Origin of the sequence: Pseudomonas sp. AO-1, assembly GCF_019775695.1 — a bacterium.
Lineage (GTDB): Bacteria > Pseudomonadota > Gammaproteobacteria > Pseudomonadales > Pseudomonadaceae > Aquipseudomonas > Aquipseudomonas parakoreensis.
The window spans coordinates 5101084-5122358 of sequence record NZ_CP079947.1 but is presented as its reverse complement, the minus strand read 5'-3'; the positions used below and the strand labels follow the sequence as shown (position 1 = coordinate 5122358).

20 protein-coding genes are annotated in these 21275 nt (G+C 61.3%); 14 read left to right on the top strand and 6 right to left on the bottom strand.

What is annotated here, in order from left to right; all coding sequences use genetic code 11:
* Positions 1–65: 65 nt before the first annotated feature.
* The gene (rapA, locus tag KVQ82_RS23285) at positions 66–2912 is read right to left on the bottom strand and encodes an RNA polymerase-associated protein RapA (protein WP_108181901.1); all 2847 of its coding nucleotides are present in this window, start codon (positions 2910–2912) and stop codon (positions 66–68) included.
* 253 nt (positions 2913–3165) lie between these two features.
* Between rapA and KVQ82_RS23280 the strand changes: the two genes are divergently transcribed.
* The 3 genes from KVQ82_RS23280 (at position 3166) to ccoM (ending at position 4043) form a co-directional block, all read left to right on the top strand.
* A complete protein-coding gene (locus tag KVQ82_RS23280; protein ID WP_003222394.1) occupies positions 3166–3507 on the top strand; it encodes a hypothetical protein in 342 nt (113 codons plus the stop codon).
* Between the two features lie 19 nt (positions 3508–3526).
* Positions 3527–3781, top strand: a complete 255-nt coding sequence (locus KVQ82_RS23275) for a hypothetical protein (RefSeq protein ID WP_131669914.1) — start codon at positions 3527–3529, stop codon at positions 3779–3781.
* Positions 3782–3929: 148 nt separating this feature from the next.
* The gene (ccoM, locus tag KVQ82_RS31835; RefSeq protein ID WP_041070550.1) at positions 3930–4043 is read left to right on the top strand and encodes a cytochrome c oxidase subunit CcoM; all 114 of its coding nucleotides are present in this window, start codon (positions 3930–3932) and stop codon (positions 4041–4043) included.
* 955 nt (positions 4044–4998) lie between these two features.
* Here the strand turns inward: ccoM and KVQ82_RS23270 are convergent.
* From KVQ82_RS23270 to KVQ82_RS23260, 3 genes are all read right to left on the bottom strand, one after another.
* Positions 4999–6474 carry an inorganic phosphate transporter gene (locus KVQ82_RS23270; RefSeq protein WP_007963152.1) on the bottom strand — a complete coding sequence of 492 codons (1476 nt, stop codon included), beginning with the start codon at positions 6472–6474 and terminating at the stop codon, positions 4999–5001.
* 375 nt (positions 6475–6849) lie between these two features.
* Positions 6850–7050, bottom strand: coding sequence for a hypothetical protein (locus tag KVQ82_RS23265; protein ID WP_003222398.1), 201 nt, complete (start codon positions 7048–7050; stop codon positions 6850–6852).
* A 481-nt stretch (positions 7051–7531) separates the two neighbouring features.
* Positions 7532–7711 (bottom strand): hypothetical protein, encoded by a 180-nt coding sequence (locus tag KVQ82_RS23260; RefSeq protein WP_142579987.1) that lies wholly within the window; start codon positions 7709–7711, stop codon positions 7532–7534.
* On the opposite strand from KVQ82_RS23260, the gene pcaR reads away from it, so the two are divergent.
* From pcaR to pcaC, 11 genes are all read left to right on the top strand, one after another.
* Positions 7700–8542: a pca regulon transcriptional regulator PcaR gene (gene pcaR, locus KVQ82_RS23255; RefSeq protein ID WP_041070522.1), complete on the top strand. Its 843-nt coding sequence runs from the start codon at positions 7700–7702 to the stop codon at positions 8540–8542. The genes KVQ82_RS23260 and pcaR overlap by 12 nt on opposite strands.
* 294 nt (positions 8543–8836) lie before the next feature.
* Positions 8837–10183 (top strand): MFS transporter, encoded by a 1347-nt coding sequence (locus tag KVQ82_RS23250; RefSeq protein ID WP_086792080.1) that lies wholly within the window; start codon positions 8837–8839, stop codon positions 10181–10183.
* Between the two features lie 263 nt (positions 10184–10446).
* A complete protein-coding gene (locus tag KVQ82_RS23245; protein ID WP_041070518.1) occupies positions 10447–11304 on the top strand; it encodes a CoA transferase subunit A in 858 nt (285 codons plus the stop codon).
* Positions 11304–12083, top strand: a complete 780-nt coding sequence (locus KVQ82_RS23240; RefSeq protein WP_222016103.1) for a CoA-transferase subunit beta — start codon at positions 11304–11306, stop codon at positions 12081–12083. Before KVQ82_RS23245 ends, KVQ82_RS23240 begins: the two co-directional genes overlap by 1 nt.
* The gene (pcaF, locus tag KVQ82_RS23235; RefSeq protein ID WP_222016102.1) at positions 12080–13285 is read left to right on the top strand and encodes a 3-oxoadipyl-CoA thiolase; all 1206 of its coding nucleotides are present in this window, start codon (positions 12080–12082) and stop codon (positions 13283–13285) included. The genes KVQ82_RS23240 and pcaF overlap by 4 nt, the downstream gene beginning before the upstream one ends.
* Positions 13286–13322: 37 nt before the next feature.
* Entirely contained in the window at positions 13323–14027 is a 705-nt protein-coding gene (gene pcaH, locus KVQ82_RS23230) for a protocatechuate 3,4-dioxygenase subunit beta (protein WP_222016100.1), read from the top strand.
* Between the two features lies 1 nt (position 14028).
* The gene (pcaG, locus tag KVQ82_RS23225; RefSeq protein WP_047292153.1) at positions 14029–14595 is read left to right on the top strand and encodes a protocatechuate 3,4-dioxygenase subunit alpha; all 567 of its coding nucleotides are present in this window, start codon (positions 14029–14031) and stop codon (positions 14593–14595) included.
* A gap of 271 nt (positions 14596–14866) precedes the next feature.
* Entirely contained in the window at positions 14867–16162 is a 1296-nt protein-coding gene (locus KVQ82_RS23220) for an MFS family transporter (RefSeq protein ID WP_041070509.1), read from the top strand.
* A gap of 46 nt (positions 16163–16208) precedes the next feature.
* Positions 16209–17573, top strand: coding sequence for a 3-carboxy-cis,cis-muconate cycloisomerase (locus KVQ82_RS23215; RefSeq protein ID WP_222016098.1), 1365 nt, complete (start codon positions 16209–16211; stop codon positions 17571–17573).
* Between the two features lie 12 nt (positions 17574–17585).
* On the top strand, positions 17586–18377 hold the full coding sequence (pcaD, locus tag KVQ82_RS23210) for a 3-oxoadipate enol-lactonase (RefSeq protein ID WP_222016096.1): 792 nt from the start codon (positions 17586–17588) through the stop codon (positions 18375–18377).
* 10 nt (positions 18378–18387) lie between these two features.
* The gene (gene pcaC / locus KVQ82_RS23205; protein WP_041070503.1) at positions 18388–18780 is read left to right on the top strand and encodes a 4-carboxymuconolactone decarboxylase; all 393 of its coding nucleotides are present in this window, start codon (positions 18388–18390) and stop codon (positions 18778–18780) included.
* Between the two features lie 92 nt (positions 18781–18872).
* On the opposite strand, the gene KVQ82_RS23200 is transcribed toward pcaC, so the two are convergent.
* Complete coding sequence (locus KVQ82_RS23200) at positions 18873–19679, bottom strand: methyltransferase domain-containing protein (RefSeq protein ID WP_222016094.1); 807 nt, start codon at positions 19677–19679, stop codon at positions 18873–18875.
* A 284-nt stretch (positions 19680–19963) separates the two neighbouring features.
* Positions 19964–21223, bottom strand: coding sequence for an OprD family porin (locus KVQ82_RS23195; protein ID WP_222016093.1), 1260 nt, complete (start codon positions 21221–21223; stop codon positions 19964–19966).
* Positions 21224–21275 lie beyond the last annotated feature (52 nt).

Below are 21275 nucleotides of genomic sequence, written 5' to 3'. Positions count from 1 at the left end.
CCAGCCAAACAAAAAGGCCCGCATCACTGCGGGCCTTTTCATTTACAGCGGTGGGGCAGGGTGGTTTAACCCGCCACCAACACCCGAATCGCTTCCAGACGCAGCGCCGCTTTATCCAGCATCGCCAGACCCTGTTCACGCTGCTGGCGCAACGCATCGAGTTCGCTGTCGCGCACGGTCGGGTTGACCGCTTGCAACGCGGTCAGGCGCGCCAGTTCTTCTTCGGTGTCGGCTGCCAGACGGCGCCGGGCCTCGGCCACGCGCTCGGCGTGACGCGGAGTGACCTTGTCTTCACCCGCGTTGATCCGTGGCGTCAGCTGATCGCGCTGGGCCTGGATGAACTTGTTGGCGCTGGCGCGAGGTACGCTTTCCAGTTGATCGTTGAGGGTTGCGAACGAGACCCGTGGCGACAGGTCGTTACCGTTGGCATCGAGCAGGCAGCGCAAGGCGGCCGGCGGCAGGTAGCGGCCCAGTTGCAGCGAACGTGGGGCAACCACTTCGCTGACATAGAGCAGTTCCAGCAGCACGGTGCCCGGTTTCAGTGCCTTGTTCTTGATCAGCGCGACGGCGGTGTTGCCCATCGAACCGGACAGCACCAGGTCCATGCCGCCCTGCACCATCGGGTGTTCCCAGGTGATGAACTGCATGTCTTCGCGCGACAGCGCCTGGTTGCGGTCGTAGGTGATGGTCACACCTTCGTCGTCGCCCAGCGGGAAGCTGGCGTCGAGCATCTTCTCGCTCGGCTTGAGGATCAGGGCGTTTTCCGAGTGGTCTTCGCTGTCGATGCCGAACGCATCGAACAGGGTTTCCATGTAGATCGGCAGGGCGAACTGGTCGTCCTGTTCAAGGATCGCCTCGACCAGCGCATCCCCTTCGCCAGCACCGCCGGAGTTGAGTTCCAGCAAACGGTCGCGTCCGGTGTGCAGCTCTTGTTCCAGACGCTCGCGCTCGGTGCGGGCCTCGTCAATCAGTGCTTGCCACTCGCCGTCATCGGCTTCTTCGAGCAGCGGCAGCAGGCGCGGGCCGAACTGATGCTGCAAGGCGTTGCCGGTCGGGCAGGTGTTGAGGAACGCGTTCAATGCTTCGTGGTACCACTGGAACAGGCGCTCTTGCGGGCTGGTTTCCAGGTACGGCACGTGCAGTTCGATGATGTGCTTCTGGCCGATCCGGTCGAGACGACCGATGCGCTGCTCGAGCAGGTCCGGGTGCGATGGCAGATCGAACAGCACCAGGTGATGAGCGAACTGGAAGTTGCGACCTTCACTGCCGATTTCCGAGCAGATCAGCACTTGCGCGCCGAACTCTTCGTCGGCGAAGTAGGCGGCGGCGCGGTCACGCTCAAGAATGTTCATGCCTTCATGGAACACCGTGGCCGGAATGCCGGAACGCACGCGCAGGGCGTCTTCCAGGTCCATCGCGGTTTCGGCGTGGGCGCAGATCACCAGCACTTTGGTGCGCTTGAGCATTTTCAGCTGATCGATCAGCCACTCGACGCGCGGGTCGAATTTCCACCAGCGCTCTTCTTCGCTGGCGTCCGGCTGGGCCTGGAAGCTGACTTCCGGGTACAGCTCGGCGTGATCGCCCAGCGGCAGTTCGAGGTATTCGTCCGGGCATGGCAGCGGGTAAGGGTGCAGTTTACGCTCGGGGAAACCCTGCACCGCGGCGCGGGTGTTACGGAACAGTACGCGGCCGGTGCCGTGGCGGTCGAGCAGCTCACGCACCAGACGGGCGCTGGCTTCGCTGTCGCCATCGTTGACCGCGGTCAGCAGGGCTTCGCCTTCGTTGCCGAGGAAACCGTGGATGGTCTTGTGCGCTTCGGGCGACAGGCGTCCCTTGTCGAGCAGCTCCTGCACGGCTTCGGCCACCGGGCGATAGTTCTCGCTCTCGGCGCGGAAGGCGGCCAGGTCGTGGAAACGGTTCGGGTCGAGCAGGCGCAGACGGGCGAAGTGGCTGTCCTGACCGAGTTGTTCCGGGGTCGCGGTGAGCAGCAGCACGCCGGGAATCACTTCCGCCAGTTGCTCGACCAGCGCGTACTCCGGGCTGACCTTGTCTTCGTGCCACACCAGGTGATGGGCTTCGTCGACCACCATCAGATCCCAGCCGGCGGCGAACAAGGCGTCCTGCGCCTTCTCGTCGTCGACCAGCCACTCCAGGGCAACCAATGCCAGCTGGGTGTCTTCGAACGGGTTGGTGGCATCGCTTTCAATGAAGCGTTCTTCGTCGAACAGCGCGACCTGCAGGTTGAAGCGGCGGCGCATTTCCACCAGCCACTGGTGCTGCAGGTTTTCCGGCACCAGAATCAGCACGCGATTGGCGCGGCCCGAGAGCAGTTGGCGATGGATCACCAGACCGGCTTCAATGGTTTTCCCCAGGCCCACTTCGTCTGCCAGCAGAACCCGTGGCGCGATGCGGTCGGCGACTTCACGGGCGATGTGCAACTGGTGCGCGATCGGTTGCGCACGCACGCCGCCCAGGCCCCAGAGCGAGGACTGCAATTGGCGGCTGGTGTGTTCCAGGGTGTTGTAGCGCAGGGAGAACCATGGCAGCGGGTCGATCTGTCCGGCGAACAGACGGTCGCTGGCCAGACGGAACTGAATGAAGTTCGACAGCTGGGTTTCCGGCAGGGTGACGGCTTCGTTCTGCCCGTTGAGACCGTGATAGACCATCAGCCCGTCGACATCGTCGACTTCGCGCACGGTCATCTTCCAGCCTTCGAAGTGAGTAATGGTGTCACCCGGCGAGAACCGAACGCGGGTGAGGGGCGCATTCCGTAGCGCGTACTGGCGGGTTTCGCCAGTGGCCGGGTAAAGCACGGTCAACAAGCGGCCGTCCTGTGCCAGAACGGTGCCTAAACCAAGCTCTGCTTCGCTGTCACTGATCCAGCGTTGCCCCGGTTGATACTGCTGCGCCATGCTGCCTGACTCCCACCTTGAAAAAGCGGGCTATCTTAACGGAATGCAGGCCTCCAGACCAAAGGTTTACGAGTGTAGGAGCTGCCGAAGGCTGCGATCTTTTGATCTTCGGGAACGCTTGCGTTCTACGGTGTTCCATTAAAGATCGCAGCCTGCGGCAGCTCCTGCAGTGCCAACCCGATCACAGATTTGCGACGGATGGCTCAAGGCGCCTTTGCCGCAGCCGATAGCCTGCTGACAGGAGACCCTTTATATGCTGCCACCGATGCTCCCCCTGAGCGCTGTGCCGATCACTTCCCAGCAGGATCCGATTCGCCAGCGGCCGGACATTCCTCCGGTGGTGCCGGTGCAGGAAAGCTCCAACGAAAGCACGATCGACCTGCAAAAGCGCGACCCGGAAGAGGACCGTCTGCTGGCGCGCGAAGAACAGCGCCGTCAACAGGAACGCGATCGGCGCCGTCGCGAAGCCGATGAAGACCCGGAGGAGCATCTGGCCGTGCCGGGCACCGAGCTCAATGCCGACAACACCGTGCCGGTGGTGCCGCTGATGGAAGACCAGCCGCGCCAGGGCTTGTGGGTCGATATCGAGATCTGAGTCCGCCGATTTACACGAATTGTTGTCGGGTGCTGGTGTCAGGCTGCATGATTGGCGCAGCCCTGCCGCTGATGCGGCAGTTGTGTTTTCTTCAAGTGATGCGCTGAACGCCATGAGCCAAGATGAAAAACTGATCGACCTCGGCACTGAACGCGCCAAGCGTGTGCATGATCTCAACGAAAAGCGCCTGAACGAAGTGCGCAAGGCTTTCGAGCAGGCCATGCCGTTGGGAAAAACCCAGAAAAAGCCGAAAAAGAAACCGAAAAAGCGTTGATCTTCCCCTGCATCCTTTGATGCAGGTCAGTTATTTTCCCGCCTTTAGCCTCTGTGTTGACCGGACTTGATCCTGGTCAATTTCTGCGCCTGCGCGATTGGTTAACTTAGCTCCATCGCAGCAAAGCAGGGGCCAGGAGGCCACAGTCATGTTTTTCGATAACGTGGTGTTTGCCGGGGTTCTGACCGTAGGTCTCATGGTTCTGTTTTTTGCAGGGTTTGGATTTTTTATCTGGAAGGACGCGCATAAGCGCAAGAAGTAGTCCTTTCTGGATTGAATGAGCACGCAAGGCATTTTGGGCGACTTCGGTTGCCCTTTTTTTTTGTGTTCTTGGCGGCCTTTGGGCCGACCATGTTGTGGGTTGTTGGGTGTGAATATCCGTTGCTGCGGGTGTTGCTTATTACGGTTCCGCCCTTACGGCGGGTCACTTTGGCAAACGCCCCAAAGTAACCAAAGGGCTTTACCCTGACGTTCGGCCCTCGCTTAGGCTCGGGTTCCTTCGCTGCGGGATTCATCCGGGGGCAGCGCCTACGGTTTGCTTCGCTGCACCTCCTCTCGCTGTGTTTGGCTGCGCCAAACGGTCGCTGCGCTCCCACCCCCGGATAAATCCCTCCACTCAGCCTGCCGACGGGCCCTGAGATCAAAAGCTTTACTCGAGCTAACGCTCATCGTGTTGAGTGGGGCGGCTTCGCCGCATGGGGTGTGCACGAATAAAGTTGTGGGAGCTGGCTTGCCAGCGAAGGCGGCCTGATAGCCGACCAATTTCTAACTGAAAACACTCAATCCCCTGTAGGAACTGCCGAAGGCTGTGATCTTTTGATCTGGCTTTGGCTTTGGCTTTGGCTTTGGCTTTGGCTTTTGATGTGGCTTTTGATCTTCAGCCCCTTCGGCAGGCCGAGCGTAGGTGTCCATCCGGGGGGGGAGGCGCGCAGCGCCATGCGGCGAAGCCGCATGCATCGAGAGGAGGTGCAGCGAAGCAAACCGTAGGCGATGCCCCCGGATGGACACCGTAGCGAGGGAACACTGAGCCTAAGCGAAGTGCCGTTCGCCGGGGCAAAGCCTTTTGGGTTACCTTTTCGGCGTCTGGAAAAGGTGACTCGCTGTAAGAGCGAAACCGCCAGCAGCCGTTACCGCAGCAACGGATATGCTCACAAATCCAAACCCAAAAAAAAGGCGCGATCCTTACGAATCACGCCTTTCTCATGTGCAGCGGTCTATCAGCTACCCAACGCTTTGGACGCCAACCAGAACAACCCGGCCGACAGCGCCACCGTCGCCGGCAAGGTCAGAACCCACGCCAGCAGGATAGTGCGAACAGTCCCGCCTTGCAGGCCGCTCTTGTTGGCGACCATGGTGCCGGCCACGCCCGAGGACAGCACGTGAGTGGTCGATACCGGCAGGCTGAAGATGTTGGCCATGCCGATCAGACTCGCGGTGGTGATCTGCGCCGACATGCCCTGGGAATAGGTCATGCCTTGCTTGCCGATCTTCTCGCCGATGGTCAGTACCACGCGTTTCCAGCCAACCATGGTGCCCAGGCCCAAGGCCAGCGCGACCGCCAGAATCACCCAGAACGGGGCGTATTCGGTGGTGGTGGTCAGGTCTTTGCGCAGTTTGTCCAGGTCAGCCTTTTCACGCGCTTCCAGGCCTGGCAGCTTGCCGACTTTCTTCGCAGTGTCGTCCAGGCACAGCAGGTAGCGGCGCACTTCGATGCGGCTTTCCGAGGACAGCGAATGGTAGTCCGCTACACCTTTAAGCGTATCGAGCAGGGCGTTGATGGTCGGTTCGGTCTGCTGCGGGTTGCAGCGGAATTTCTCCGGCAGGTCGCCTTCAACGCTTTTGCCCAGGGCCAGGAATTCGCCCAGGGAATCAGCATTGCGCTTGTAGAACTGGCTCAGGTGCAGGGTCGCATCACGGGTGCGTTCGATCTGGTAAGTGGTGCTGCTCAGGTCGAGGACGAACTGCGCAGGCACGATACCGATCAACACCAGCATGATCAGGCCGATGCCTTTCTGGCCATCGTTGGAGCCGTGCACGAAGCTCACGGCCATGGCCGAGATCACCAGGACCAGGCGGTTCCAGAACGGCGGATGTTTCTTGTCGTCGATCTTGCGGCGCTGTTCCGGGGTCTTGTGCATCTTCGACAGCGGGCGCCACCACTTCAGGCCGATCAGGATCAGCGCGGCGATCAGGAAGCCGGCCATTGGCGAGAACACCAGCGAGGCGCCGATATCGATCGCTTTCTGCCAGTTCACACCGTCGGCCAACGGGATGTTGTTGATCAGGGCGTTGGCCAGGCCAACGCCAAGGATCGAACCGATCAGGGTGTGGGAACTGGAGGCCGGGATACCGAAGTACCAGGTGCCCAGGTTCCAGGTGATCGCCGCGGCGAGCAACGAGAACACCATTGCCAGGCCATGGCCGGTGTTCACATTGATCAGCAATTCTACCGGCAGCAGGTGAACAATGGCATACGCCACGCCAACGCCGCCCAGCAACACGCCGAGGAAGTTGAACACACCGGAGAAGAACACCGCCAGGTGAGGCGGCATGGCTTTGGTGTAGATAACAGTGGCTACCGCGTTAGCGGTGTCATGAAATCCATTGATGAACTCGAAGGCGAGGACAAACGTCAGGGCGAGCAAGAGGCTCACAAGCACCCAAGCATCCAGTCCGCTGAATAAATCGATCATGAAGGTTTTCTGACCCGGTCATAAGGGGGCGCGATTATGCCAGAAAAGACTGGAAATCGATCCCCTACCTGCTCATCGGTAGCAATCAATGTCGAATTAAATTGTTGCAAGGTGCAAAGCCCGAGCGTGTTGCAGGGTTTTTCAAGTGTTTGATTATCTTGAAAAAACCTTCAGGCAGCAGGCGTTCCGTCGAGTGCGCGAGGGCCTCAAACGCTTGTGTGAAATATCTCTGAAACGAGTCAGACACGCTCCTTTCCCGCGCAACACGGGGGAGGTGGCCGCTGCCCGCGGGTAGCGGGCGCGCAAGGCATTGTCGGGTCACCGCGCTTGTAGCCGGTGGCGACGCAGACCCTCGAAAAACTCACAATCGCCGGTTCATGGCTCTTCGGTTTTGAGTTCTTCTTCCATCTTTTTCAGTTCTTGCTGGAAAACCTGATCCTGAACAGTGGGGCGTTTACGCCATGCTTTGCGTTCCGGTTCCGGTTGAGCGGCGTAGGTGGTGACTTCCCCGCCGTAAACTTCCTTGTAACGTTGTTCCTGGCGCTCAAGTTCCGCGCGCAGTTCGTCTTTCGTCACAGTGCTACCTGTTTGAGTTGAGATGAATGTCTGGTGAAACGCACGGCAACGAGTCGATTGAGCGCGTCCACCGAAAGGTCATGCCCGTAAAGGCATTGGAGTTATCGGCAGGGCGGTCAAGACTTCCATGTTGCAGGCGGCTGCGACACCAGATTAAAACTGACGCAGCATCAGTTGCCTGTTCAGCGGGCGCTGTCGTTGCATGAGTCATGCGCGTCAGCGCTGGCCGGAGCTGTCGGCGATTGGCATCGCTTCGGCAGGTGGCGGCTTCGGTGAATAAAACCGGCCCCACTGAGAGGCATTATAGCGGTCGATTCGGGATTGACTATCTTTGCCAAATTAAAAACGGTTCCGGATGTGTGATTGTTTTTGTGACTGACAATTTTTATCGCTAGTTGAAATCCGCTGAAACCTTTATGCGCTCAGTGTTGTGTTTCTGACGCCATTAAGTCGAACAACTAACGCACGATGGAAAGTTGGATTAACCCGCTCCATGGTCGATCAGGCAAACCATGAAGAGCCTGTGCCGCGGATTGCGATAATCGGTCGACGGTTCGATAATCGCCCAATCTTGGCGTCCCGGTCCTTGTGCATTTGCCGGCGAGCCGCTTGTATAGCCATTGATCCGCGCCGCAAAAAAGGACAAGAAATGAACGATCAAATGCGCAACTCCTTCACCTCCGTGGCGCCGCCGATCGTCGCGTCGCCAGCCAAGCGTATCCAGGCGCTGACCGGCGATCCGGATTTCATGACCTCGCTGGCCCGTGGCCTTGCGGTGGTGCAGGCGTTTCAGGAGCGCAAGCGGCACCTGACCATCGCCCAGATCAGCCATCGCACGGAAATTCCCCGCGCCGCCGTGCGCCGTTGTCTGCACACCTTGATCAAACTGGGTTACGCCACCACCGATGGCCGCACGTACTCGTTGTTGCCCAAAGTGTTGACCCTCGGCCACGCATATCTGTCGTCGACGCCGCTGGCGGTCTCGGCCCAGCCGTACCTCGACCGCATGAGCGAGCAACTGCACGAAGCCTGCAACATGGCCACGCTCGAAGGTGACGACATTCTGTACATCGCCCGTTCGGCAACCACACAACGGCTGATCTCGGTGGATCTGTCGGTGGGCGGGCGTCTGCCGGCCTATTGCACCTCGATGGGCCGTATCCTGCTGGCGGCGCTGGACGACACTTCGTTGCGCGAATACCTCGACCATGCCGAACTGGTGGCCAAGACCAGCCGCACCCTGCATACCCCGGAAAGTCTGCTCGCATGCCTGCAGGAAGTGCGGCAACAGGGCTGGTGCATCGTCGATCAGGAGCTGGAGCAGGGCCTGCGCTCGATTGCGGTGCCGGTCTACGACGCGTCGGGCCAAGTGGTGGCGGCGCTCAACGTCAGTACCCACGCCGGCCGCGTCAGCCGCACCGAGCTGGAACAACGCTTCCTGCCGGGCCTGCTCAGCGCCAGCCGCGACCTCAGCGCACAACTGTTCGCCTGATGAAGCTGTTCGATAAACGCACAGTGTTGCGTTTATCGAATTGACGCTAAAACCCTCGGATCATTAATGTCGCGGCAGCGTCATCCGGCGCCGATATGAATGAGCCTGCCGGATTGTCGACTCCCATAATAATGACAAGAGGCAACTCACCATGCGCATGCTCCCCGACTGTCTCAGCTCCGTTCCCTGTTGCCGGATTCACCGCAACGCCTGATCCCGACCTTCTATTCTTGTGACCGTGCCGCTCTCTGGCCGGCCGCCGTTCGACTGCGTTTTTTGCGTGGAATAAAAATAATGAACCAGCCTCAGTCCGCTGTAGGTAACTGCCTCGACGTGCAGACCTTCATCAATGCCCAACCGATCTCGCGCTATCAGTGGCGGGTGGTGATCCTGTGTTTCCTGATTGTGTTTCTCGATGGCCTCGACACAGCGGCGATGGGCTTTATTGCCCCTGCGCTGTCTCAGGATTGGGGCATCGACCGCGCCAGCCTCGGCCCGGTGATGAGTGCCGCGTTGATCGGCATGGTCTTTGGCGCTCTGGGTTCGGGCCCTCTGGCGGACCGTTTCGGGCGCAAAGTGGTACTGGTCGGCGCGGTGCTGCTGTTCGGCGCTTTCAGCCTGGCCTCGGCCTACAGCACCAACGTCGAGCAATTGCTGGTGCTACGTTTTCTGACCGGTCTCGGCCTGGGCGCCGGCATGCCCAACGCCACCACGCTGCTCTCGGAATACACCCCGGAGCGCAAAAAGTCATTGCTGGTGACCAGCATGTTCTGCGGCTTCAACCTCGGCATGGCCGGCGGCGGTTTCATCTCCGCCAAATTGATCCCGGCGTTCGGCTGGCACAGCCTGCTGCTGATCGGCGGGATCCTGCCGCTGATCCTCGCGGTGGTGCTGCTGTTCTGGCTGCCTGAGTCGGCGCGTTATCTGGTGGTGCGCAATCGCGGCACCGACAAAGTGCGCAAGACCCTGTCGCCAATCGATCCGGTCGCCGTGGCCCAAGCCTCGAGTTTCAGCGTTCCGGAGCAGAAAACCGTCAAGGCGCGCAACGTCTTCGCGGTGATTTTCTCCGGCACTTACAGTGTCGGCACTTTGTTGCTGTGGCTGACCTACTTCATGGGCCTGGTCATCGTCTATCTGCTGACCAGTTGGCTGCCGACCCTGATGCGTGACAGCGGCGCGAGCATGGAGCAGGCGGCGTTTATCGGCGCGCTGTTCCAGTTCGGCGGGGTGTTGAGCGCGGTCGCTGTCGGCTGGGCGATGGACCGCTTCAATCCGCACAAGGTCATCGGCACGTTCTACCTGCTGGCCGGGGTGTTTGCCTACGCGGTGGGGCAGAGCCTGGGCAATATCACATTGCTGGCGACCCTGGTGCTGGTGGCGGGGATGTGCGTCAACGGTGCGCAATCGGCGATGCCTTCGCTGGCGGCGCGGTTTTATCCGACGCAGGGACGCGCGACCGGAGTCTCGTGGATGCTCGGGATTGGCCGCTTTGGCGCGATTCTCGGGGCGTGGATGGGCGCGACGTTGCTGGGGTTGGGCTGGAACTTCGAACAGGTGCTAACGGCGCTGGTGATTCCGGCGGCGTTGGCGACCACGGCGGTGGTGATCAAAGGTGTGGTCAGTCATGCGGATGCGACCTGATATTTCGATGTAAAGCGAAAAGTTCGCAGCCTTCGGCAGCTCCTACATGTGAACGCGTAACCCTGTAGGAGCTGCCGCAGGCTGCGATCTTTTGGCGGTCAACACGGAACGATAGGGTGATAACAATCCGTTCGATAAACGAACACTCAGTCGATTATCGGATTGTTTGGCGATTTTCAGCGGCTTAATCTGCAGTGACTCCGGCGCTGAACCTCGCGCCTTTTTCTCACTGGCGATTCACTACAAAAACGGGAGCCTGCTCCATGGCTGAGATCCTTTCGCTGCACGACGCGGTGAAGCAATTCGTCAACGACGGCGACACCGTCGCGCTCGAAGGCTTCACTCACCTGATCCCTACGGCGGCGGGTCATGAAATCATTCGTCAGGGCAAGAAAGATCTGACCCTGGTGCGGATGACGCCTGACCTGATCTACGACCAACTGATCGGTGCCGGTTGTGCACGCAAGCTGATCTTTTCCTGGGGCGGCAACCCCGGTGTGGGTTCGCTGCACCGCCTGCGCGATGCAGTCGAGAAGCAATGGCCGCATGCCCTGGAAATCGAAGAACACAGCCACGCCGACCTGGCCAACGCCTACGTTGCCGGCGCTTCCGGCCTGCCGTTCGCAGTGCTGCGAGCCTACGCCGGTTCCGACCTGCCGAAGGTCAACCCGCTGATCAAATCCGTGACCTGCCCGTTCACCGGTGAAGTGCTGGCCGCGGTGCCGTCGGTGCGTCCGGACGTGACCGTGATCCACGCGCAGAAAGCCGACCGCCAAGGCAACGTGCTGTTGTGGGGCATTCTCGGGGTGCAGAAAGAAGCCGCGCTGGCAGCCAAGCGCTGCATCGTCACGGTCGAAGAAATCGTCGACAACCTCAACGCGCCGATGAACGCCTGCGTGCTGCCAACCTGGGCCTTGAGCGCGGTCTGCCATGTACCCGGCGGCGCGCATCCGTCCTACGCCCACGGTTACACCGAACGCGACAATCGTTTCTATCAGGCGTGGGATCCGATCGCCCGCGACCGTGAGACGTTTACCGCGTGGATCAACGAATACATCCATGGCTGCGCTGACTTCAGCGCGTTCCAGGCCAAGTTGGCCGCTGCTTCGGAGGCCAAGTAATGACTTACACCACCAATGAAATGATGACCGTCGCGGCGGCCCGGCGCCTGAAGAACGGCTCGGTGTGCTTCGTCGGCATCGGCCTGCCGTCGAAAGCTGCCAACCTCGCGCGCCTGACGTCGTCGCCGGACGTGGTGCTGATTTACGAATCGGGCCCGATTGGCGCCAAGCCAAGCGTGCTGCCGCTGTCGATCGGTGATGGCGAGTTGGCGGAGACCGCCGACACCGTCGTGCCGACCGGTGAGATTTTTCGCTACTGGCTGCAGGGCGGACGCATCGATGTCGGTTTTCTCGGCGCGGCGCAGGTCGACCGTTTCGGCAACATCAACACCACTGTGGTCGGCGATTACCACGCGCCGAAAGTGCGTTTGCCGGGTGCCGGTGGCGCGCCGGAAATCGCCGGTTCGGCGAAGAGCGTGTTGATCATTCTCAAGCAGTCGGCGCGTTCGTTCGTCGACAAGCTCGACTTCATTACCTCGGTCGGCCACGGCGAGGGCGGCGATTCGCGCAGGCGTCTGGGCCTGCCGGGTGCCGGCCCGGTCGGGATCATCACCGACCTGTGCATCATGGAGCCGGAAGCGGGCACCCACGAATTCGTGGTCACCGCCCTGCATCCGGGCGTGACCCGTGAACAAGTGGTCGCCGCCACCGGTTGGGCCATTCGCTTTGCCGACAACGTGGAAACCACGGCGGCACCGACCGAGACCGAACTGACCGCGCTGCGCGATCTCGAAGCGCGCACCGCCGCCGCCCACGGCCAGGCACCGGGAGAAGCATGATGCGTGACGTGTATATCTGCGACGCAATCCGTACGCCCATCGGCCGTTTCGGCGGTGGACTGGCCGCCGTCCGTGCCGACGATCTGGCCGCTGTGCCGATCAAGGCGCTGATGGAACGCAATCCGTCGGTTGACTGGAATGCAATCGATGAAGTGTTCCTCGGCTGCGCCAACCAGGCCGGCGAAGACAACCGTAACGTGGCGCGCATGGCGCTGTTGCTGGCCGGTCTGCCGGAGAGCGTGCCGGGCGTGACCCTCAACCGTCTGTGTGCTTCGGGCATGGACGCGGTTGGTACTGCGTTCCGTGCCATTGCCAGCGGCGAGATGGAGCTGGCGATTGCCGGTGGCGTCGAGTCGATGTCCCGCGCGCCGTTCGTGATGGGCAAGGCGGACGCAGCGTTCTCGCGCAACATGAAGCTGGAAGACACCACCATCGGCTGGCGTTTCATCAACCCGCTGATGAAGGCCCAGTACGGCGTCGATGCGATGCCGCAGACCGCCGACAACGTCGCCGACGACTATAAGGTGTCGCGCGCCGACCAGGACGCGTTCGCCCTGCGCAGTCAGCAACGCACGGCTGCTGCACAAGCGGCGGGCTACTTTGCCGAAGAAATCGTCGAAGTGCGGATCGCCCACAAGAAGGGCGAAACCGTGGTCAGCCAGGATGAGCATCCACGCGCCGACACCACGCTTGAAGCGTTGGCCAAATTGAAGCCGGTCAACGGCCCGGACAAGACGGTTACCGCTGGCAACGCGTCCGGCGTCAACGACGGTGCTGCTGCGCTGATTCTCGCGTCTGCCGAAGCGGTGAAGAAACACGGCCTGACCGCCCGCGCCAAAGTACTCGGGATGGCCAGCGCCGGCGTTGCGCCGCGCGTCATGGGAATCGGCCCGGTACCGGCGGTGCGCAAACTGATCGAGCGCCTCGGCGTGGCGGTCAGCGATTTCGATGTGATCGAACTCAACGAAGCCTTCGCCAGCCAGGGTCTGGCGGTGCTGCGTGAATTGGGTCTGGCCGACGATGCGCCGCAGGTCAACCCGAACGGTGGCGCGATTGCCTTGGGCCATCCGTTGGGCATGAGCGGCGCACGACTGGTGCTGACTGCGTTGCATCAGCTGGAAAAGACCGGCGGCCAGAAAGGTCTGGCGACCATGTGCGTCGGCGTCGGGCAGGGTCTGGCCCTGGCCATCGAACGCGTCTGACGCAGCGCGTCGACTGATAAGAACAGAGGAAAGCGAAATGACTGACAAGCCTGGCTACCGTCGTCCGCAGGAAGGCACCCAGCCTGAATACCTGCACCCGACGTATCAATCCACCAACCTGCGCTCGCCGTCCAAGCCGTTGGTGTTTCTGCCGCATTCGTTGTCGGAGATCACCGGCCCGACCATCGGTGCCGAACATGTCGCCGACAAGGACAACGACCTGACCGCGCAGCACGACGGCGAGCCGTTGGGCGAGCGCATCATCATTCACGGCCGTGTGCTCGACGAAAACGGTTTGCCGGTGCCGGGGATTCTGGTGGAGATCTGGCAGGCCAACGCCGCCGGTCGCTACAACCACAAGCGCGACCTGCACGACGCACCGCTGGACCCGAACTTCACCGGCACTGGCCGCACCGTGACCGACGCCGATGGCTGGTATCAGTTCCAGACCATCAAGCCCGGCGCCTATCCGTGGGGCAACCACCACAACGCGTGGCGTCCGGCGCACATCCATTTTTCGCTGTTCGGGCCGAGCATCCTCACCCGTCTGGTGACGCAGATGTACTTCCCCGGCGACCCGCTGCTGGCCTACGACCCGATCTACAACTGCGTGCCGGACACCTCCGCCAAGGAACGTCTGATCGCCGCTTTCGATCTGGAAAAAACCATTCCGTCCTACGCCCTCGGCTATCGCTGGGACATCGTCTTGCGCGGCCGCGACGCCACGCCGATGGAGAAATAAGATGACGCTGACTGCCACCACGTCCCACACCGTCGGGCCGTACTACCACATCGGCCTGACCTGGCTGAATCGCGAAAACCTCGCGGTCGAACAAACCCTCGGCGAGCGCGTGGCGATCACCGGCCAAGTGGTTGACGGCAACGGCGATGTGGTCAACGACGCGATGCTCGAAGTCTGGCAGGCCAACGCCGCAGGCAAGTACGCGCACCCGGAAGACGAGCAGGACAAACCGCTGGATCCGCACTTCGAAGGTTTTGGCCGGGTGCCGGTGGACGCCGAAGGGCGCTTCCGTTTCACCACGATCAAACCAGGCACGGTCGAGGGCCTGAAGGGCACGACCCAGGCGCCGCATCTGGTGGTGCTGGTGTTTGCCCGTGGCTTGGTCAAGCACTTGCTGACGCGCATCTACTTTGAAGGTGAGCCGGCGAACGTCAATGATCCGCTGCTCGAATGTGTGCCGGCCGAGCGCCGCGCTACGTTGCTGGCGAAGCCGGATGCGGCGGGTGTGTATCAGTGGAATGTGATTTTGCAGGGCACTGAGGCGGAGACGGTGTTCTTCGATTATTGATCGCACCTCATTCCAGTGGAGTGAGTTTGTGGTGAGGGGATTTATCCCCGATGGGCTGCGAGGCAGCCCCAAGACCGGAGTTCACGGTGAAACTGACACACCGCGTCTGCCGGATTTGCGAGTGCTGCGCACTCGATCGGGGATGAATCCCCTCGCCACAAAAGCCCTCTTTCAGAAGAGGGGCTGTGTAATGCCTAGTGGATGTATCTGTGGAACGGGACTGTTGCGAAGTGTGTCTAGACTCTCACCTGTCCCTTCAGAGTAAAAAACAATGACAACTACCACCGCTCATTACACCGGCGAGGAGCGCAGCAAGCGCATCTTCGCCATTGTCGGTGCCTCGTCCGGCAACCTGGTCGAATGGTTCGACTTCTACGTCTACGCCTTCTGCGCGATCTATTTCGCTCCGGCGTTTTTCCCCTCCGACAACCCCACGGTGCAACTGGTCAACACGGCCGGGGTGTTCGCTGCCGGGTTTCTGATGCGCCCGATTGGCGGCTGGATCTTCGGGCGGCTGGCGGACAAGAAGGGCCGCAAGACCTCGATGATGATTTCGGTGCTGATGATGTGTTTCGGCTCCCTGCTGATCGCCTGCCTGCCGACTTACGCCAGCATCGGCGTCTGGGCACCGCTGCTGTTGCTGTTCGCGCGTCTGCTGCAAGGCCTGTCGGTAGGCGGCGAGTACGGCACCACCGCGACCTACATGAGTGAAGTCGCACTCAAGGGCCAGCGTGGCTTTTTCGCCTCGTTCCAGTACGTGACATTGATCGGCGGCCAACTGCTGGCGGTGTCGCTGGTGGTGATCCTGCAACAGTTCCTCAGTGAAGATGAGCTGCGTGCCTACGGCTGGCGGATTCCGTTTGTGGTCGGTGCGGTGGCGGCGGTGATTTCGCTGTTCCTGCGTCGCTCCCTGAAAGAAACCACCAGCAAGGAAATGCGCGAGAACAAAGATGCCGGCAGCATCCGCGCACTGTTCCGTGATCACAAAGCCGCGTTCATCACCGTGCTGGGTTACACCGCCGGTGGCTCGTTGATTTTCTACACCTTCACCACGTACATGCAGAAGTACCTGGTGAACACCGCCGGCATGCACGCCAAGACCGCCAGCTACATCATGACCGGCGCGCTGTTCCTGTATATGTGCATGCAGCCGCTGTTCGGCATGCTTGCCGACAAGATCGGCCGACGTAATTCGATGCTCTGGTTCGGCGCGCTCGGCACGTTGTTCACCGTGCCGATCCTGCTGAGCCTGAAAAGCATCAGCAGCCCGATTCTGGCCTTCGTGCTGATCACCGTGGCGCTGGCGATCGTCAGTTTCTACACCTCGATCAGCGGCCTGGTGAAAGCCGAAATGTTCCCGCCGGAAGTCCGCGCCCTTGGCGTCGGTCTGGCCTATGCGGTGGCCAACGCGATCTTCGGCGGTTCGGCGGAATACGTGGCCCTGAGCCTGAAAGCCGGGGGCATGGAAAACGCCTTCTACTGGTACGTCACGGTGATGATGGCGGTGGCGTTCCTGTTCAGCCTGCGCCTGCCGAAACAGGCGGCGTACTTGCACCACGATCTGTAAACCGATGTGCGCGGGCCGCATAGGCCCGCGCCGGCAAGGACTGTTTATGACTCAGCGACCGGGCAATCAATTGTTCGATGCCTACTTCACGGCCCGCGATATGCGCGAGGTGTTCTGCGATCAGGGCCGGGTGCAGGCGATGCTCGATTTCGAAGCGGCGCTGGCCCGGGCCGAGGCGCGGGTCGGGGTGATTCCGGCGTCCGCTGTCGCGCCGATTGCCGCCGCCTGCGACGCCGGTCTGTATGACTTCGCGGCGCTGGGCGAGGCGATTGCCACGGCCGGCAACTCGGCGATTCCACTGGTCAAGGCCTTGGGCAAGCAGATCGCCGCGCGCAGTGCCGAGGCCGAGCGCTATGTACATCTGGGCGCCACCAGTCAGGACGTGATGGATTCCGGGCTGGTCCTGCAATTGCGGCAGGCGCTGGAGCTGATTGAAAGCGATCTGGCAGCGCTCGCCGATTCGCTCTCCACCCAAGCCAAACGTCATGCGACGACGCCACTGGCCGGGCGCACCTGGCTGCAGCACGCCACGCCCGTGACCCTCGGGATGAAGATTGCCGGTTGGCTCGGCGCGGTAACCCGCAGCCGTCAGCGTCTGCGCGAACTCAAGCCGCGGCTGCTGGTGCTGCAATTCGGCGGTGCTTCCGGCACCCTCGCGGCGCTCGGCGAGCAAGCGCTGCCGATCGCGCAGGCGCTGGCCGAAGAGCTGCAATTGGCCTTGCCTGAACAACCGTGGCACACCCAGCGTGATCGCATCGTTGAGTTCGGCGCGGTGCTTGGTTTGATCGCCGGCAGCCTCGGCAAATTGGGGCGCGACGTCAGTCTGTTGATGCAGACCGAAGCGGCGGAAGTGTTCGAGCCGTCGGCGCCGGGCAAGGGCGGTTCGTCGACCATGCCGCACAAGCGCAATCCGGTCGGCGCGGCGGTGTTGATCGGCGCGGCGACGCGGGTGCCGGGGCTGGTCTCGACGCTGTTCAGCGCCATGCCCCAGGAGCACGAACGCAGCCTCGGTCTGTGGCATGCCGAATGGGAAACCCTGCCGGAGATCTGCTGCCTGGTGTCCGGTGCGCTGCAACAGGCGCGCCTGCTGGCCGATGGTCTGGAAGTCGACGCCGAACGCATGGCGCGCAATCTGCAATTGACCCAAGGCCTGGTGCTCGCCGAAGCGGTGAGCATCGTCCTCGCCCAGCGTGTCGGCCGCGACACCGCGCACCATTTGCTCGAACAATGCTGCAAACGCGCGGTCGCCGAACAGCGCCACCTGCGTGCGGTACTTGGCGACGAGCCGCAAGTGACCGCCGAACTGAGCAGCACCGAACTGGATCATCTGCTCGACCCCGCGCATTACCTCGGCCAGGCGCAAACCTGGGTCGAGCGCGCGGTGGCCGAACACAACGCATTGTCTGTCTGAAAGGAGAGGGCTGTGGCTTTCGTTCAACTCGCCGATGGCGAACTGCATTACGTCATTGAAGGCCCGGTCGATGCGCCGGTGCTGGTGCTGTCCAACTCGCTGGGCACCGACCTGCACATGTGGGACGCGCAGATGCCGGCGTTCACCGAGTACTTCAGAGTGCTGCGTTTCGACACCCGTGGTCACGGTCAATCCCTGGTGACGCCGGGGCCGTACAGCATCGAGCAATTGGGCCACGATGTGCTCGGCTTGCTCGATGCGCTGCACATCGAGCGCGCACATTTCTGCGGACTGTCGATGGGCGGGTTGATCGGTCAGTGGCTGGGGATCAATGCCGGCCACCGTCTGCACAAACTGATCGTGTGCAACACCGCGGCGAAGATTGGCGATCCGTCGGTGTGGAATCCACGCATTGACACCGTGCTGCGTGATGGCCCGGCGGCGATGGTCGCCCTGCGTGATGCGTCGATTGCCCGTTGGTTCACCCCGGACTTTTCCGCGGCCAATCCGGCTGCAGCGAAGAAGATCACCGACATGCTCGCGGCCACTTCGCCTGAAGGTTATGCGGCCAATTGCGCGGCGGTGCGCGACGCCGATTTCCGCGAGCAGCTGGCGTCGATCAACCTGCCGCTGCTGGTGATTGCCGGCACCGAAGATGCGGTGACGCCACCGTCCGGTGGGCATTTCATTCAAGAGCATGTGCGCGGCGCCGAGTACGCCGAGTTCCATGCCGCGCACCTGTCCAACGTGCAGGCGGGTGCCGCATTCAGTGATCGTGTGTTGGCGTTTCTGAACGCTCAGTGAGGAAGTTTTTGTGGACGAGAAACAACGTTATGACGATGGCATGCAAGTACGCCGTGCGGTGCTGGGCGATGCACATGTCGATCGCAGCCTGACCACGCTGACCGAGTTCAACTCGGAATTTCAGGAGATGATCACCCGTCACGCCTGGGGCGACATCTGGACCCGCCCGGGCCTGCCGCGGCATACCCGCAGCCTGATCACCATCGCCATGCTGATCGGGATGAACCGCGAAGGCGAACTGAAACTGCATTTGCGCGCAGCGGCGAACAATGGCGTAAGCCGGGGCGAGATCAAGGAAGTGATCATGCAGAGCGCGATTTATTGCGGGATTCCGGCGGCCAATGCGACGTTCCATCTGGCGGAGTCGGTGTGGGATGAGCTTGGGATTGAGTCTCGGGAGTAGGCATCAGAATCAACAGATCGCAGCCTGCGGCAGCTCCTACAGGGGAGTGCATTCCAATGTAGGAGCTGCCGCAGGCTGCGATCTGTTGATCTTCAAACCCTGACGACAATGAAAATCCGCTTGAACGGAAACAGCGTCTGCCCGTTTTTCTCCGGCGGATAATACTCATGCACGCGCATCAGGAAGTGATAGATAAACCGCGCCTGCTCCTGTGACGTCAGCGCCTGCATCACCGGTCGCAACGCCGAGACCTTTACCCAGTCGTACACCGGCGACTTGCCGTCCACCACTTGCAGTTGCTCGGTTTCCCAGATGTCCAGCGACGTGGTCAGCGGCGCCAGCAAGCGGTAGTAATCCTCCAATGCCAACAACGGCCGCGCGGCCATGCGCTGGCGCAACTCCGGTGTGCCGATGGGGGTGTGTCCCGGTCCGGCATCGTCGAGGGTGTCGAGCATCAGTCGATACCACAAGGCATCGCGCCAGTCCGGCATGTGTGCTGCCAGACAGCCACCGGGCTTGAGATGACCGAGCAGGCGCGGCAGCCGTTGTTGATGATCGCCAATGAAATGCAGCACCGCCGCCGCGAGCAGCAGGTCGGCGGGTTGCTCGGGGTGCCAGTCGAGCAAGTCGCACTCTTGCCATTGGGCGTTGATCGGCAGACATCGGGCCTGATCAAGCATCTGCCGTGAGCTGTCGACGCCCAGCAACTGCGCTCGCGGCCAGCGCTCGGCCAGCAACTGCGTGGCAATGCCGGTGCCGCAGCCCAGGTCATAAATGCGTTTGGGGTCGTGCAGATCGATACGGTCGAGCAATTCGTTGACCGGGCGCTGGCGTTGACGAGAAAACTGCTGGTAGGCCTTGGCGTCCCAGTCGGGTGTTGCGTTGAGACGAGTGATCATGAGGTGGTCCTCCGATGATCAGCAGTGTCTTCCGATGACAATCTGGCCAAATCTTGAGGACCAACAACTTTGGATAGCGGAAGCGGGGAGGGTGTGGCACCTGAGTCCTTCAGGTGTTTCCTACTCTACCCGAGGCTTAGTGAAGTGCCACAGATCCTGACGGATGGCTCCCTGATATCCCTTTCCCTGCAGGAGCTGCCGCAGGCTGCGATCTTTTGATCTTGAAAAAGCAAAAGATCGCAGCCTGCGGCAGCTCCTACAGGTAATCCGGGGCGATTTTCGAATCAGAGCAGGCTGATCGGATAGCTGATGATCAGGCGGTTCTCGTCGAACTCGTTGTTGCTGAAGTCGCGGCGCATGGTCGAGTTGCGCCAGCGCACGTTGAGGTCGCGCAGGGTACCGCTTTGCACGGTGTAGCCCAGTTCCGATTCGCGGCCCCATTCCTTGCCGTCGGTGATGGTTCCGGTGTGCACGTTGTCGCCGCTGATGTAGCGGTTCATCAGGGTCAGGCCGGGGATGCCCAGGGCGGCGAAGTTGTAGTCGTGGCGCACCTGCCAGGAACGTTCCTGGGCGTTGTCGTAGCTGGAGTTGTAACTGTCGTTGGCCAGGGTGCCGCCGCTGGTGCCGTTGACGCGCATCCAGGCGCTGTCGCCGGTGAGTTTTTGCAGACCGACATAGAAGGTGTTGCCGCCGTAGCGGGCCGAGAACATCCCCGACCAGGTCTTGTTGTCGAGTTCGCCGGCGCGGGCGCTGCCGTCATCCTTGCCGTAGAAGAAGCCGAGGTTGGCGCCCAGCGTCCAGTTACCGAGTGGCTGGCTGTGAGTCAGATTGACGTATTGCTGGCTGTAGATGTCTTTGAGTTCAGCGTTCCACAGACCGATCTGTGTGCGTTTTTCGTTGAACTGGTATTCACCGCCCTGGAAGTTGAAGCGATCAGAGGTGAACGCCGCTTTGCCGAACATCGACATGTCGCTCATGCTGCTGTCGTCGCGCGGGCTGTTGGCGCGGAACTGGCCGCCGTAGAGGGTCAGGCCGTTGATCTCCTTCGAGGTGATCTGGCCACCACGGAAGGTTTGCGGCAGCGAACGACCGTCGTCCGAACGCAGGATCGGCAGCACTGGCATCCATTCGCCGACCTTGATTTCGGTCTGCGATAGCTTGGCCTTGAACGCGACGTTGGTGCGACCGAAGTTGTCCGCCGGACGCCCGTCGTGATCCAGCGGCAGCAGTTGCGTGCCGCCGGTGCCTTTACCGCCATCGAGTTTTACCGAATACAGACCGAGCACGTCCATGCCGAAACCGATGGTGCCCTGGGTGAAACCGGATTTGGCGTCGAGGATGAAGTTCTGCGTCCATTCTTCAGCCTTGCCCTGCGCCTTGGTCGGGTTGGTGAAGTTACGGTTGATGTAGAAATTGCGCAGATTCAGGTTAGCGCTGGCGCCCTCGATAAAACCGGCTTCTTCGGCGGCGGCGGGCAGGGCGGCGCCAGTCAGGGCCAGGGCGATCAGGCCGGGGAGTGCGTACGGCGCAGTGGGATGAGTCATCGCAGGGTCTCTTGTTATTTTTTTGGGGACGAACGGGTTCGCTGCAGCCACT